Raw genomic sequence first — 14390 nt, 5'->3', positions numbered from 1 at the left:
GATTGCTGCCAGTTGACACGTCTGCTCAACGTGGAGCGCAACCGGCTCCACGTTCAGGCAGAGGTTTTCAGCCGTGAACCCCCTTGGCGCATTGGCAACCCGCCGAGGTGCAGGCTTCGCCGTGTTCATGATGCTTGGCGCAACCCTCACAGCAATAGTGTTTGCCGTGACGGACGATAGAGTGCTCACCCAGTTTGCACGTGCAGTTGGGACAGGCGCAGGTCGTTGCTTTCATCAATCTGACTCCATACGTGTGGTCGTCCAGAGGCGGCACCAATGCCGCACCTGAGCAGTGACCGCACCCGACGACGTGATACGCGGCCCTCGCTCACCTTTTAGGGTAGTCGATGGCGAGACGAAGCCGGGTATGCTGTGGCGACTGCCATTGACCAAGGACTTGTCCGTGCTGCTTCTGAAACTGTCGCTGATCCCCGGTTTTCTCTTGTTGATTTCCCTCGCAGGCAAACGCTGGGGACCGAGCGTAGCCGGTTGGTTGTCAGGATTGCCGGTGGTGGTGGGGCCGATTCTGTTTTTTCTGGCAGTTGAGCAAGGTCCGGCCTTCGCGGCGCAAGCGGCGACAGCCGCCCTGTCAGCGATGTTTGCGATGATCGCCTTCTGCGTGGTTTACGCCCAGGCGGCGCAAAAACTCGACTGGCCTGCGGCATTGATGATCGCCCTGCTGAGTTGGGCCACGGCGGCCGTGGTGTTGTCGCTGATTCCAGCGTCGCTGGTGTTTTCGACCCTCGCTGCGACCACTGCGCTGCTCGCGGCACCTTATCTGTTTCCGTCAGTCCAGCCCTTGGCTTCAGGTCCTGCGCCGAAGTCCGACAAACTCTTGCTGCGCATGCTGGCCGGGGCGCTTCTGACCCTGGCGGTGACCTTGCTCGCCAGCACCGTTGGCGAACGCTGGAGCGGATTGCTCGCGGTGTTCCCGGTGCTCGGCAGCGTCATGGCGGTGTTCTCCCAGCAAACCCGAGGGCCGGCGTTCACCGCCGCGTTACTGCGGGCCACGGCCACCGGCATGTACTCGTTCGCGGCATTCTGCCTGACGCTGGCGTTGGCACTGCCACATTGGGGGTGGGGTGCATTCGTCCTCGGCGTGGCGGTGTCCCTTGGCATGTTGCTGATTACCAAGCGGCTGGCCGCGCCATCGCGTGGTAACGCCCGACAAATGCCCGAAGTGGCGATCGAACGAGTACCGGCCAAGCACGTTGGCGGTGCTGATACTTCACTCAAGCCTTGATCGTGACCTCACGTCGCCTCTCGCGCCATGACTCAAGATCGCGCTGGAGTGATCAAGGTTGGCCGTGGGATGATCGCCGCCACCGCGCGATTACCCCGGAGAGTTTGCATGTCGTTTACTAAAAAAGCCGTTGTCCTGTTCCTGACAGCGGTCACCAGCTTCGCTGCCGTGAGCGTTTACGCCGCCAAGCAACCGGCCGCGAAAACCGCACCCGCGCAAAAAATCTCGGCGCTGGGCGGCAAATTCGCTTTCACCCTGCCCCAGGGTTTCATCGCCAACCCACTGGCAGGTGGCGACGCGGCCCAGGGTACTTCCGGCGCAGAAGGCACCATGTACACCAATCAGGCGAGCAAAACCGTACTGATCGTCGCCGAAAACACCTTGCCCAACGGCCTGAACGTCAAAGACAACGACGCCGCATTTCTCGATGAGTCAGTGTCCGGTTTTGCCACTCAGCAACGCGAGGCTTTGTCTGACTTCAACAAACAAAGCGAAAAAAGCCTGACCGTCAAAGGCCTCGGCCTGCGTCAGATCGATAGCACCGCCACCCAGGGCGGTGGCCCGACCCTCAACACCAGCCTGCTGGCTGGCTCCGGCACGCGCATGATGCTGATCCAGATCATCTCCCGCGCCGACGACAAGGCTGGGCATGCGGCACTGGTCAAACAGATCCTTGGCGATAAATAAGCCCCCGGCTACTGATTGATCCGCAGCAGCCAGGCATTCAAATCCTGCATTTCGGTCGCACTGATGGTGTGGCCGATGCCCGGATAAGCATGAAATTCAGGCGTGAGCGCAATGCTCTGCAACAGGCTGCTGGCCTCACTGCCATCGCTGTAGGGCAGCTTCAGGTCAGCGGTCCCGTGACCGATGAAAATCGCCAGTGGCTCAAGCGCCTTGTCGGCCTTGAGCTGCGATCGCAACACCGGCAGAACCTTGCCACTCAACGCCGCAATCCCGCGCACCACGTCGGGATGACGCAAGGCGACTTCATACGACATGATCGCGCCTTGGCTGAACCCCACCAGAAACACCTTATCGGCCTCGGTGTGATACTTCTTCGCCGCCTGCGCGACGAAATCGACAATCAGCGCGCTGCTGCTGTTCAGATCGTCGGTATCACCGTCATAAGCGCCTTCGCCCTTCTTGCGAAACCACTGATAACTGTCCTCCTCCACCGTCTGCGGCGCCCGCATTGACAGGTACGTGTACTGCGCCGGCAACTCATCCTTGATGTCGAACAGGTCCTCTTCGTTACTGCCAGAACCATGAAGAAAAATCACCAACGGCTGATTGCGCGAATCAGGGTTCGATTGCTCAAGGTACGGCAACGGCAAATCACCGTTGAGCGCCGCGTGGGCAACGGAAGACACCAGCAACATCAACACAGCAAAAAAACGAAACATGGACCTTCCCAGAAATACGGCGAATTCGCCCCAGAGCCTAACACCACAAGAAGCACCTCCGAAAACCGCCCCTAAACCACTCAGGCCGGCTGTCAGACCGCCAAGATCAAAAGATCGCAGCCTGCGGCAGCTCCTACAGATATCACCCACCCACAATGAAGCGGCGTGCCCGCTCCCACCACTCAACAGGCCGAGCGTTAGCTCGCCTGCCGCTGTTGATCTTGATCCACCCGCCCCTTCGGGAGGCCGAGTGGAGGTGTTCAGCAGGGGGTTGGCGCGCAGCGCCGTACGGCGCAGCCGGACACATCGAGAGGAGGTCGTCGCGCAGCAGACCGTAGGCGATGCCCCCTGATGGACACCGAAGCGAGGGAACCCCGAGCCCCAGCGAGGGGCCGTACGCTCGGGGCGAAGACCTTTGCTTCCTTTGGGGCGTTTGCCAAAGGGAGTTGCCGTAAGGGCGAAACCGCCAGCCGCCGTTACCGCAGAAACGGATATGTACACCAGCAAAAGACAGGCCGGCTATCAGGCCGCCTAGACCAAAAGCTCAATCGTTGACCAACTTCCCAACCCGAATCGCCTCCCGCCCCGCCACTTTCGCTTGCCAGGTACCCGGCTGCGTATACCGCCCACGATCCAGCGCAAACAACACCCCACTGGTCCCGGCACACACCACCGTCACCCGATCACTCAACGGATCAACCACCTCAAACAACGCATCGCCCTTCTCGACCCACTCACCCGCCTCACGCAGAAAACTCACCACCCCGTGATGCGGCGCAAACAGATACTCCGTCCCCTCGAACGGCACCCCCTCACAGCACTCGCTTGGCGCTTGCGGCCACTGCCCGGCAATAAAACCCTGCTCCGCCAGAAACCCAAGGATCGCCTCGCAATTGGCTTGAGCCTGATCAACCCGCGTGTCGCCCATGCTCCCCAGCTCCAGCGTCGTGGCAAGGTTGGCCGGTGGAATCGCCGCCTCTGGAAACGCTTTGGCCAGCCGCAACCACGGCGACGAGCAGGACTCATCGAACGAACTGCCACCGGAGTCTTCACACAACAACGCCACCCCGGCCTTCAACCGCGCCGCCAGAGACTGCCACTGCGGCCAGTGTTGCGGCAGCGCATAAAGATGGATGGCTGCCTCGAAATCGCAATGCAAATCCAGGGTGATGTCAGCCTCACAGGCATGACGCAACAACAACCGATGCAAGGCCTCCAGCTGTGACGCCGGTGCCGGCAACCGGTCGAGGACCTGACCCATGGTCTGGCGGATCAACACAATGTTGGCGTCGGCGTCGCTCCCCAACTGCGAACCGATCAACTCACCCACCGGCCCGCTGAGTTCGTAGAAAGCCCGGTTGAAATTCTTCCCGCTGCCCAGCTCGAAACGGCCCATGTGGGCGCTTTGCAGATGCTGGTCCAGGCCAATCGGGTTGGCCACCGGCACCAGTTCGATAACGCCGTTGAGCTGGCCCTGGGCTTCGAGTTCGGTGAGACGCTTTTTCAGCTCCCAGGCCGTACGCATGCCCGGCAGCTCATCGGCGTGCAGACTGGCCTGAATGTAGACCTTGCGCAAACCCGCGCCAAAACGAAACACACTGAGGCGGCGCTCGGTGCCGAGGTGGCTCCAGGGCAGTTGATGATCGATACGTTGCATGGCGGGCTCCTGTGTTGAGCCTCGTAGGAGCTGCCGAAGGCTCGGGCCGCGTTCGGACGATCTTTTCAGATCAAAGGATCGCAGCCTTCGGCAGCTCCTACGAGGTAATGTGTCGGGCAGAGTGATTCATATGGGCACAAAAAAGGTGGCCACCGCGTCAACGGTAGCCACCTTTTTGAACGGAGAAATTATTTTCCGTAAACGTCGAACTTGAAGTACTTGTCCTGCACTTGCTTGTACTTGCCGTTGGTGCGGATTTCGTTGATGGCGGTGTTGAACTTGTCCGCCAGCTCTTTATCGCCTTTGCGCACCGCAATACCGGCACCACCGCCGAAGTACTTGGCGTCTTCGTATTCCGGGCCAACGAATGCGAAGCCTTTGCCGGCGTCGGTTTTCAGGAAGCCGTCATCAAGGTTGACCGAGTCAGCCAGCATCGCGTCGAGGCGACCGGAGGTCATGTCCAGGTTGGCTTCCTGCTGGGAGCCGTAGCGCACCAGGTTGATCCCTGCCGGTACCAGCACTTCAGTGGCGAAGCGGTCGTGGGTACTGGCGCGCAGCACACCGACTTTCTTGCCTTTGAGTTCGGTCAGCGGGTCTTTGATGTTGGTGCCTTCCTTCATCACGAAGCGTGCCGGGGTGTGGTAGTACTTGATAGTGAAGTCGACGTTCTTCTTGCGGTCGTCGGTGATGGTCATCGACGACAGGATCGCGTCGATTTTCTTGACCTTGAGCGCCGGGATCAGGCCATCGAACTCTTGCTCGACCCAGGTACATTTGACTTTCATCTGCTCACACAGCGCGTCGCCGATGTCCACGTCAAAGCCGCTGAGTTTGCCTTCAGGCGTCTTGAACGAGAACGGTGGGTAGCCGGCTTCAATCCCCAGACGGATCGGCTTGGCATCTTCGGCCACGGCCGAAAGGGACAACACGGACAGTGCCAGAGCACCGAACATCACTAGCTTCTTCATTTATAACTCCTGTGTGCGGAGACTCTTATTGGCAGCATTCGATGGGTAGCTTGTGGCTAGTATTTATCGAAGTGGCCGGCAGTCTAGAGCTGCACCCAGGATGCAAATTGTGCATATGCGACAAATAGTTATAAAAAAGCAATCGAGGTGTTTCACCCGGTAATTACGTGCGCCAGCGCGGTGCAACGACCTTCAGAAACACCTCGTTTTCAGTCAAGATGCCGCACGTACCGACGGAAAAAGCCGAGCGCACAATTCACTGCCACCTGAGAGCCGCGCCATGCCCGAGCATTCGACCTCGTTGAACCTGATCCAGCACCACCCCGCCGAAGGCCCGGGTGCAATTGACGATTGGGCCGAGTCCCGGGGGCTGACGCTGAAGGTGTTTCGCGCCGATCTTGGTCAGCTTCCGCCAGCAGGCGCTGCGCCGGTAATCATTCTGGGCGGGCCCTATGAAGCCAACGCAGGTCCCGAGTGGCTGGCCGAGGAACGTCGGTGGCTGGCCGCCAGCCTCGCGCAGGGCGCACCAGTGTTCGCCATTTGCCTGGGCGCGCAGTTGCTGGCCCTGAGTCTGGGTGGGAACGTGCGGCGAATGGCCCAGACCGAAACCGGCTGGACCTCGGTGACCTTCGCCGATGGGCGCGCATTGAAGGTACTGGAATGGCATGAGGATGCGATCGACCTGCCGCCAGATGCACGGTTACTGGCCAGCAGTGCCTTGTGTGAGCAGCAGATGTACGCCGTGGGCTCGACCCACGTGGGATTGCAGTTTCACCCGGAATGGAACGCCGAGTCGGTCGCGCTACTCAATGCTCACTTCGGCGAAGAGTCGCCCCTGCCCCGGGATCAGGACGACAGCACCGCTTACCGCCAAGTGTTCGACTGGTTGCAAGCGACGCTCGATGAATGGCACGCGGCCGTGTCCAGGGTTTAGCACTCCCCTGTGGCGAGGGAGCTTGCTCCCGCTCGATCGCGAAGCGGTCGCAATAAAGTTGATGCGTTTTCCTGATAGAACGCATCGGCAGTTTTTACGACTGCTACGCAGCCGAGCGGGAGCAAGCTCCCTCGCCACAAGAGCTCACTCGACAATGTGTCGTGATCAGCACTCGCATCCGATGGCCGCACTGGCTTGCCGTTCAACCGCGCGGCTCAACTCAAAGCCTTCATCCAGCCACCCGGTTACTCCGCCGATCATTTCCTTGACCGGGTATTCCAGTGCCGCGAGCTTCACCGCAGCCTTGTTCGCGCCATTGCAGTGAGGACCGGCGCAATACACCACGAACAGCGTGGTTTTCGGGTAAGCCGCCAGTAGTTCAGCGCTGATCAAGCGCTGAGGAATGTTGATCGCGCCCGGCACATGACCGCGCTCGAACGCCAACGGACCGCGCACATCCACCAGAACGAAATCCACGTCGCCGGCCTGCTGGCTGCCAAAGACGTCGGAACAGTCGGTTTCAAAGGTCAGGCGGTTGCTGAAGTGCATCAAGGCAACGGCGGATGGAGCGGCAGGAATGTCGCGAACCAGGCTGGTCATGGGTGTTCTCCAAAGCGTGTGTGGGCGTAGGAGGACTGTATCCAACTCGCCGTTACCGCTACAGTGGCGCACAAGACACTCACTGGGAATTTTCCGCCAAATGCACATTGAACCCGGATTAGTCGCAATTCTGGCCTACGACGGTCTCTGCACTTTCGAGTTCGGGATTGCCGTGGAGATCTTCGGCCTGGCGCGACCGGAGTTCGATTTTCCCTGGTACGAACACCTGATCGTCGGCGTCGATCAGGGACCGATGCGCGCCATGGGCGGCATTCAGGTATTGGCGGACGGCGGTATGGAACTGCTGGAAACCGCGCGGACCATCATCATCCCCGGTTGGCGCAGCCGCACTGAGGCGGTACCCGAGGCGCTGCTTATCGCTCTGCGCCAGGCGCATGCCCGTGGAGCACGGCTGCTGTCGATCTGTTCCGGGGTATTTGTACTCGCGGCCACGGGGTTGCTCGACGGGCTGAGCGCGACGACTCACTGGCGTTATACCGAGGAGCTGGCCGAGCGCTTCCCGAATATTCTGGTCGACCCCGACGTGTTGTATGTCGACGCGGGTCAGTTGATCACTTCCGCCGGCAGCGCCGCCGGCATTGATGCGTGCCTGCACCTGGTGGCGCGGGACTTCGGCACCCAGGTCGCCAACTCGGTGGCACGCCGACTGGTGATGTCGCCGCAACGTACCGGCGGCCAGGCGCAGTTCATTCCCGCCCCCGTCAGCCGCACGCCGCGCAGCGATCTGTCGCGCGTCATGCAGTGGGCGCGCGAGCGCTTGCATGAACCGCTGGGCGTACGCGAACTGGCGAGCCAGGCGGCCATGAGCGAGCGAACTTTTTTGCGACGTTTCAGCGAAGCCACCGGTGCCTCGCCCAAATCCTGGCTGCAACAACAACGGCTGGCACGCGCCCGAGAGCTGCTGGAAAGCAGCGCCCACAACACCGAATCCATCGCGTTGCAATGCGGTTACCGTTCGGTGGAGAGTTTCCGGGTGGCGTTTCGCAGCGTGGTCGGGCTGCCGCCGTCGGTGTATCGGGAGCGGTTTGGCCGCGAGGTGAAAGCGCTATCAGTATGAGGGGTGGCTGCAAATGCACTCACCCGCAAACACAGCAGCACTGCGTTTGCGGGTGAGGTACAGCGACGGGACTCAGTGCCCGCTGCGCATCATTTCATTGGGTACGTATTTGCCGATTTCGAACTTGCCGATCGCCGCACGGTGCACTTCATCCGGGCCGTCGGCCAGACGCAGCGTGCGTTGCATGGCGTACATGTAGGCCAGCGGGAAATCGTTGGAGACACCCGCGCCACCGTGGATCTGAATGGCCCGGTCGATTACCTTCAAGGCAACGTTCGGCGCAACCACTTTGATCTGGGCGATTTCGCTTTTCGCCACTTTGTTGCCCACGGTGTCCATCATGTAGGCGGCTTTGAGGGTCAGCAGCCGCGCCATATCGATTTCCATCCGCGAGTCGGCGATCTTGTCGATATTGCCGCCCAAGCGCGCCAGCGGTTTGCCGAATGCGGTGCGGTTGATCGAACGTTTGCACATCAATTCCAGTGCGCGCTCCGCCATGCCGATCGAGCGCATGCAGTGGTGAATCCGCCCTGGGCCCAGGCGCCCCTGGGCGATCTCGAAGCCACGGCCCTCACCTAACAGCACATTCTCGTAAGGTACGCGGACGTTCTCGAACAGCACTTCGGCGTGACCGTGAGGCGCGTCGTCGTAACCGAATACCGGCAGCGGACGGACGATCTTCACGCCGGGAGTATCCACCGGCACCAGGATCATCGAGTGCTGCTGGTGACGCGGTGCATCGGGGTTGCTCAGGCCCATGAAAATCAGGATTTTGCAGCGTGGATCGCACGCGCCGGAGGTCCACCACTTCTTACCGTTGATCACCCATTCATCGCCATCGCGCACCGCACGGGCGGCCATGTTGGTGGCATCGGAGGACGCCACGTCCGGCTCGGTCATGGCGAACGCCGAACGGATCTCGCCGCGCAGCAGCGGTTCCAGCCAGCGGTGTTTTTGCTCTTCGTTGGCGTAACGCACCAGCACTTCCATGTTGCCGGTGTCCGGCGCCGAGCAGTTGAATGGCTCAGGCCCGAGCAAGGATCGGCCCATGATTTCCGCCAATGGCGCGTATTCCAGGTTGGTCAGGCCGGCGCCCAGTTCGGACTCCGGCAAAAACAGGTTCCACAAGCCTTCGGCCTTGGCCTTGTTTTTCAGCTCTTCCATGATCGCGGTCGGCTGCCAGCGATCGCCTTCGGCGACCTGACGTTCGAACACCGCTTCGGCTGGATAAACATAAGCATCCATGAACGCAGTCACGCGTTCACGCAGTTCCTGGACCTTGGGGGAATAGGCGAAATCCATGGGCAGCTACCTTTTTTGACGAGGTGTTGAAGACGTTGTTGAGGTCATGAATCGATGCTAGATCAGCTACGAAAATTTACCTAGCCTATTCTCGGCGTGTATTAACATTCATCACCGATATATGATCGGCTGATCGAGCCCACCTGCTCCTATAACAAAAGCCAAGAGCGAAACGCCATGAATCTAAGCAAGGTCGACCTCAACCTTTTCATCGTTTTTGACGCGATCTATACCGAAGCCAACCTGACCCGCGCCGGGCAGATTGTCGGCATTACCCAGCCGGCGGTGTCGAACGCTCTGGCCCGACTGCGCGAGACCTTCAACGACCCGTTGTTCGTGCGTACAGCCCAGGGCATGGTGCCTACGCCCATGGCGCAAAACATCATCGGCCCGGTACGTAACGCGCTGTCGCTATTGCGGGTATCGGTGCAGGAAAGCCGGATTTTCAACCCGCTGCAGGCGGTCAAGACCTACCGCATCAGCATGACCGACCTCACCGAAGCGGTGATCCTGCCGCCGCTGTTCCAGCGCCTGCGACGGCTGGCGCCGACGGTGATCATCGAGAGTTTCCTGTCCAAACGCCGCGAGACCACCAAGGAGCTCGCCGCTGGCCGCCTGGACTTTGCCGTCGATGCCCCGCTCAACACCGACCCGCAAGTGCGCCACGTCAAGTTGATGGAAGATCGCTACGTGTGTGCCATGCGCAAGGGCCATCCCATGGCGAGCAAGGAAAAGTTCAGCCTCGACGACTACCTGTCACTGACCCATGTGCACATTTCCAGCCGTCGTAGCGGCCTGGGCTATGTCGACCTGGCCTTGGGCAAAATGGGCATCCAGCGCAAGATCGCCCTGCGTTCGCAGCATTATCTGATGGCCTCCCAAGTGTTGCAGCAGACCGATATGGTGATGACCGTGCCAGAGCGTTTCGCCCGACGTCATGATCTGCACGCCTTTAATCTGCCGGTCAACGATGTGCCGCCGGTGGAAACCCACCTCTACTGGCACGAAAGCACCGACCAGGACCCGGCCAACCGCTGGATGCGCGAGCAGATGATCGAGTTGTGCCAGCAAGTGACGGCGCATGAGAAGAAGCTGGATAAGCCGTTGGCTTGAGAAGATCAAAAGATCGCAGCCTGCGGCAACTCCTACGTTGGAATACGATCCCCTGTAGGAGCTGCCGCAGGCTGCGATCTTTTCCAGCTTGACGTTCACGTCAACCTGGAATTAGCTTAGCGCCATGACCTCTTTTTCGAGCGCGCCCATGAGCAGCCAGACCTACAGTATTTCCGACCTCGCCCGCGAGCTCGACATCACCACCCGCGCCATTCGTTTTTACGAAGAGCAAGGCCTGCTCAGCCCCGAACGCCGCGGCCAGGAACGCATCTACTCGCCACGCGACAAGGTCAGCCTGAAGCTGATCCTGCGTGGCAAGCGCATCGGCTTTTCCTTGGCCGAATGCCGCGAACTGATCGAACTCTACGACCCCACCAGCGGCAATCAGAAACAGTTGCACAGCATGCTGGCGAAAATCACCGAACGTCGTGAACAGCTTGAGCAGCAACTGCTGGACATCGAGCAGATGAAACTGGAACTCGACACCGCCGAAGAGCGCTGTGTTCAGGCGCTGGAACAAACGATCAAGAGCCAGCAGGCGGTCCAATAGCCGTCAGAAAATCCAGAGTGGGAGCGGGCTTGCTCCGGGCGGCGATCCGACGAAAGCAGACTTACATTCAACATTGAAATTGACTGACCGACCGCTTTCGCAAGCAAGCCCGCTCCCACTAAGGCTCTCTGAACATTCAAATAATCACAACAGGTCCATTGCCATGTCCCTCCCCACCCACGTACGCCTGATCGAAGTCGGCCCACGCGATGGTCTGCAGAACGAAGCCCAACCCATCAGCGTCGCGGACAAGGTGCAGTTGGTCGATGCACTCAGTGCCGCAGGCCTTGGCTATATAGAAGTCGGCAGTTTCGTGTCGCCCAAATGGGTGCCGCAAATGGCCGGCTCGGCCGAGGTTTTCGCGCAGATCCAGCGCAAGCCCGGCGTGACCTACGGTGCGCTGGCGCCGAACCTGCGCGGGTTCGAAGACGCGATCGCGGCTGGGGTCAAGGAGGTCGCGGTGTTCGCCGCCGCGTCCGAAGCCTTCTCGCAACGCAATATCAATTGCTCGATCAGCGAAAGCCTGGAGCGTTTCGCGCCGATCATGGAGGCCGCCAGACAACACGGGGTCAGCGTGCGCGGTTACGTGTCTTGCGTGCTCGGCTGCCCTTACGAAGGTAACGTGGCACCAGAGCAAGTCGCGAGGGTCGCACGCGAGTTGTACGCCATGGGCTGCTACGAAGTCTCCCTCGGTGACACCATCGGCACTGGCACCGCGGGCGCGACACGCAAGATGTTCGAAGTGGTTTCAGCCGATGTACCACGGGACAAACTGGCCGGGCATTTCCATGATACCTACGGTCAGGCCATGGCCAACATCTACGCCAGCCTGCTGGAAGGGATCGCGGTGTTCGACAGTTCCATCGCCGGCCTTGGCGGCTGCCCGTACGCCAAAGGCGCCAGCGGTAATGTCGCCACCGAAGACGTGCTGTACCTGCTCAACGGGCTGGGCATAGAGACCGGTGTCGACATGGAGAAACTGATTCTGGCCGGCCAGCAGATCTGCACCGTGCTGGGTCGCCCTACCGGTTCACGCGTGGCGAAGGCCCGTAGCGCGAAGTGATGTGTCGGGGGTGTTACCGCCCCCTCAACAAAACGAGTAACACGGAAACAATCTGACTGAATTTTTATGAGCGAATCATCCTACAAAATATTAAATCGTTGATTTTAAAGGATTTTATAAAATTGGCATGGCTTCTGCTATCTCTATGGCATAACAAGAATAAAAAGCAGCAAACCAAATAAAAATAAGACGTAACGACTCTGACATAACAAAAACAACACGGCAGAGACGCAGCTAACAGATTTTTTTGGAGAAGGTGTGCTTTTCAGGGTGCTGCTTGCAGTAACCCGCAACCGGGCAGAGAACAATAAAACTACCTTCAGGTAGCTCCCGAACTGGTTGGATCGCTTGGCGAAAAGGCAGATCAGCGCTCAAAAAAATACGTTTGCTCTTGACCCCGGATGGGGGTCGCCCAAAACAGCTGTAAAGGGTCACGGTTGCCAAAAACAACAACAGACCGCCCCTTAATAATAAAAAAAGAGCACGCAACGACAAATTAAAGGGGAGCTTCGGCTCCCCTTTGTGCTTTCTGGCGTTTGGCCAAACCTGTAGGAGCAAGGCTTGCCCGCGATGGAAACGCCTCGATCCAACAGGGAAACCGCGTCATCGTTCATCGCGGGCAAGCCTTGCTCCTACGGTTTATCGCGTAACTCCTCGATACTGATCTCGCGCATCCGGAACTTCTGGATCTTGCCGGTCACGGTCATCGGAAACTCCTCAACGAACTTGAAGTAACGCGGTGTCTTGAAGTGCGCGATGCGCTCCTTGCACCAGGTTTGCAGCTCCTGTTCGCTAACGCTATGGCCTGGATGAAACTTGATCCAGGCAACGATCTCCTCACCGTATTTCTCGCAGGGAATGCCGATGATCTGCACATCCGCCACTGCCGGATGAGTGAAGAAAAACTCTTCCAGCTCACGCGGGTAAATATTCTCACCACCGCGAATGATCATGTCCTTGTTACGCCCGGCGATGCAGACGTAGCCGTCCTCGTTCATGGTCGCCAGATCGCCGGTGTGCATCCAGCCAGCCTGATCGATCGCTTCGGCCGTGCCCTGCGGGTTGTTCCAGTAACCAAGCATCACACTGTAACCGCGGGTGCACAGCTCACCGATGGTCCCACGGGGCACGGTATTGCCCGCCTCATCGATGATTTTGCTTTCCAGCTGCGGCTGGGTGCGGCCGACCGTGGTGACACGCAACTCCAGGTCATCTGACGGACCGGTCTGTAACGACACCGGACTGGTTTCCGTCATGCCGTAGGCAATCTGCACTTCGCTCATGTGCATTTCGCTGATGACCCGGCGCATGACTTCAATCGGACAGGTCGCCCCGGCCATGATCCCGGTACGCAGCGTCGACAGGTCAAACTCTGCACGGCGCGGTTGATCGAGCATGGCGATGAACATGGTGGGCACACCGTACAACGCGGTGGCTTTCTCTTGCGCAACGGTGGTCAGCGTTAACAATGGGTCGAACGCATCGTTGGGGTAAATCATGGTGCTGCCATGGGTGACGCAACCCAAATTACCCATGACCATGCCGAAGCAGTGATACAGCGGAACCGGAATCACCAGACGATCATTGGCGGTCAGCCCGAGGCTCTCGCCAACCATGTAACCGTTGTTGAGGATGTTGTAGTGACTGAGGGTCGCGCCCTTGGGGAAACCAGTGGTACCTGAGGTGTATTGAATGTTCACCGCCTGATCGAAATGCAGACTGTTTTGGCGCGCCTTGAGCTGTTCGACCGGCACCCCGGCACCGAGATCTGCCAGTTGCGACCACGGCAGGAAACCTGATGGCGGCTGCGCATCGAGGCTGATCACACCGCGCAAATCCGGCAGGCGTTCGGACTGCAAGCGACCAATGGATTGCTCGGCCAGTTCCGGCACCAGACCTTGGAGCATCGCGTGGTAATCGGAAGTCTTGAACGAGCCGGCACACACCAGCCATTGGCAACCGGACTGTTTCAGCGCGTACTCAAGTTCGGAACTGCGGTAGGCCGGATTGATGTTGACCAGAATCACCCCGATTTTCGCGCTGGCGAACTGGCTGATGCACCACTGCGCACAGTTTGGTGCCCAGATGCCGAGACGGTCGCCGGTCTGCAAGCCCAGCGCCAGCAATGCTCTGGCGTGCAAATCGACGGTTTCGGCCAATTGCGTCCAGCTAAAGCGAAGTTGCTGATGACGCACCACCAATGCTTCGCCCTGCGGATACTTCGCGACGGTGTTATCGAACGCCTGACCAATGGTCATCGCCAGCAAGGCTTTGTCCTGCGAGCCACGGCTGTAGCTGTGCTGTGGGTGAGCACTGTGTTGATCCATGACGACCCCTATTGTCTTTTTTGTAGGAGCGAGGCTTGCCTGCGATAGGACCGCCGCGGTTTAGCTGAAAGTCCGCCCTATCGTTCATCGCGAGCAAGCTCGGCTCCTACAGAGTCGCTCAAGTTGACGTTAACGTAAAGGGTGATTGA

The 14390-nt window shown here is 59.4% G+C and carries 14 protein-coding genes; 7 read left to right on the top strand and 7 right to left on the bottom strand.

From position 1 onward, the window contains the following. Positions 1 to 67: 67 nt before the first annotated feature. Positions 68 to 235, bottom strand: a complete 168-nt coding sequence (locus ACIPIN_RS07740) for a metallothionein (RefSeq protein ID WP_401117201.1) — start codon at positions 233 to 235, stop codon at positions 68 to 70. Positions 236 to 403: 168 nt separating this feature from the next. Here ACIPIN_RS07740 and ACIPIN_RS07735 point away from each other — a divergent pair, with 168 nt between their 5' ends. Both ACIPIN_RS07735 and ACIPIN_RS07730 read left to right on the top strand, forming a co-directional pair. Continuing rightward, entirely contained in the window at positions 404 to 1243 is an 840-nt protein-coding gene (locus ACIPIN_RS07735) for a hypothetical protein (protein ID WP_401117199.1), read from the top strand. 108 nt (positions 1244 to 1351) lie between these two features. After that, the gene (locus tag ACIPIN_RS07730; RefSeq protein WP_401117197.1) at positions 1352 to 1930 is read left to right on the top strand and encodes a hypothetical protein; all 579 of its coding nucleotides are present in this window, start codon (positions 1352 to 1354) and stop codon (positions 1928 to 1930) included. A gap of 8 nt (positions 1931 to 1938) precedes the next feature. Here the strand turns inward: ACIPIN_RS07730 and ACIPIN_RS07725 are convergent, their stop codons facing one another. The 3 genes from ACIPIN_RS07725 to ACIPIN_RS07715 all read right to left on the bottom strand — a co-directional run bounded on the left by ACIPIN_RS07725 (position 1939) and on the right by ACIPIN_RS07715 (position 5274). After that, the gene (locus tag ACIPIN_RS07725; protein ID WP_401117196.1) at positions 1939 to 2649 is read right to left on the bottom strand and encodes an alpha/beta hydrolase; all 711 of its coding nucleotides are present in this window, start codon (positions 2647 to 2649) and stop codon (positions 1939 to 1941) included. Between the two features lie 544 nt (positions 2650 to 3193). Next, on the bottom strand, positions 3194 to 4306 hold the full coding sequence (locus ACIPIN_RS07720; protein WP_401117194.1) for a succinylglutamate desuccinylase/aspartoacylase family protein: 1113 nt from the start codon (positions 4304 to 4306) through the stop codon (positions 3194 to 3196). Between the two features lie 188 nt (positions 4307 to 4494). Next, the gene (locus tag ACIPIN_RS07715) at positions 4495 to 5274 is read right to left on the bottom strand and encodes an ABC transporter substrate-binding protein (protein ID WP_401117193.1); all 780 of its coding nucleotides are present in this window, start codon (positions 5272 to 5274) and stop codon (positions 4495 to 4497) included. A 280-nt stretch (positions 5275 to 5554) separates the two neighbouring features. Between ACIPIN_RS07715 and ACIPIN_RS07710 the strand changes: the two genes are divergently transcribed. Then, positions 5555 to 6208 carry a type 1 glutamine amidotransferase gene (locus ACIPIN_RS07710; protein ID WP_401117191.1) on the top strand — a complete coding sequence of 218 codons (654 nt, stop codon included), beginning with the start codon at positions 5555 to 5557 and terminating at the stop codon, positions 6206 to 6208. 165 nt (positions 6209 to 6373) lie between these two features. Here ACIPIN_RS07710 and ACIPIN_RS07705 read toward each other — a convergent pair whose 3' ends face one another. Then, positions 6374 to 6808: a rhodanese-like domain-containing protein gene (locus tag ACIPIN_RS07705; RefSeq protein ID WP_401117189.1), complete on the bottom strand. Its 435-nt coding sequence runs from the start codon at positions 6806 to 6808 to the stop codon at positions 6374 to 6376. Between the two features lie 100 nt (positions 6809 to 6908). Here ACIPIN_RS07705 and ftrA point away from each other — a divergent pair, with 100 nt between their 5' ends. Then, entirely contained in the window at positions 6909 to 7886 is a 978-nt protein-coding gene (gene ftrA, locus ACIPIN_RS07700; RefSeq protein WP_401117187.1) for a transcriptional regulator FtrA, read from the top strand. Between the two features lie 72 nt (positions 7887 to 7958). Here ftrA and ACIPIN_RS07695 read toward each other — a convergent pair whose 3' ends face one another. Then, positions 7959 to 9188, bottom strand: coding sequence for an acyl-CoA dehydrogenase (locus tag ACIPIN_RS07695; protein WP_401117185.1), 1230 nt, complete (start codon positions 9186 to 9188; stop codon positions 7959 to 7961). Positions 9189 to 9365: 177 nt separating this feature from the next. Here ACIPIN_RS07695 and ACIPIN_RS07690 point away from each other — a divergent pair, with 177 nt between their 5' ends. The 3 genes from ACIPIN_RS07690 to ACIPIN_RS07680 all read left to right on the top strand — a co-directional run bounded on the left by ACIPIN_RS07690 (position 9366) and on the right by ACIPIN_RS07680 (position 11914). Further along, the gene (locus ACIPIN_RS07690; RefSeq protein WP_401117183.1) at positions 9366 to 10301 is read left to right on the top strand and encodes a LysR family transcriptional regulator; all 936 of its coding nucleotides are present in this window, start codon (positions 9366 to 9368) and stop codon (positions 10299 to 10301) included. A gap of 148 nt (positions 10302 to 10449) precedes the next feature. Then, positions 10450 to 10851, top strand: a complete 402-nt coding sequence (locus tag ACIPIN_RS07685) for a MerR family DNA-binding transcriptional regulator (RefSeq protein ID WP_401117181.1) — start codon at positions 10450 to 10452, stop codon at positions 10849 to 10851. A 163-nt stretch (positions 10852 to 11014) separates the two neighbouring features. Continuing rightward, a complete protein-coding gene (locus ACIPIN_RS07680; RefSeq protein WP_401117179.1) occupies positions 11015 to 11914 on the top strand; it encodes a hydroxymethylglutaryl-CoA lyase in 900 nt (299 codons plus the stop codon). A 632-nt stretch (positions 11915 to 12546) separates the two neighbouring features. Here ACIPIN_RS07680 and ACIPIN_RS07675 read toward each other — a convergent pair. Continuing rightward, positions 12547 to 14241, bottom strand: a complete 1695-nt coding sequence (locus tag ACIPIN_RS07675; RefSeq protein ID WP_401117178.1) for an AMP-binding protein — start codon at positions 14239 to 14241, stop codon at positions 12547 to 12549. Positions 14242 to 14390 lie beyond the last annotated feature (149 nt).

This window comes from Pseudomonas sp. NPDC087697 (assembly GCF_044743155.1).
Taxonomy (GTDB): domain Bacteria; phylum Pseudomonadota; class Gammaproteobacteria; order Pseudomonadales; family Pseudomonadaceae; genus Aquipseudomonas.
Note: the sequence above shows the minus strand (reverse complement) of the source record. Positions and strands in the feature narration are given on the sequence as shown.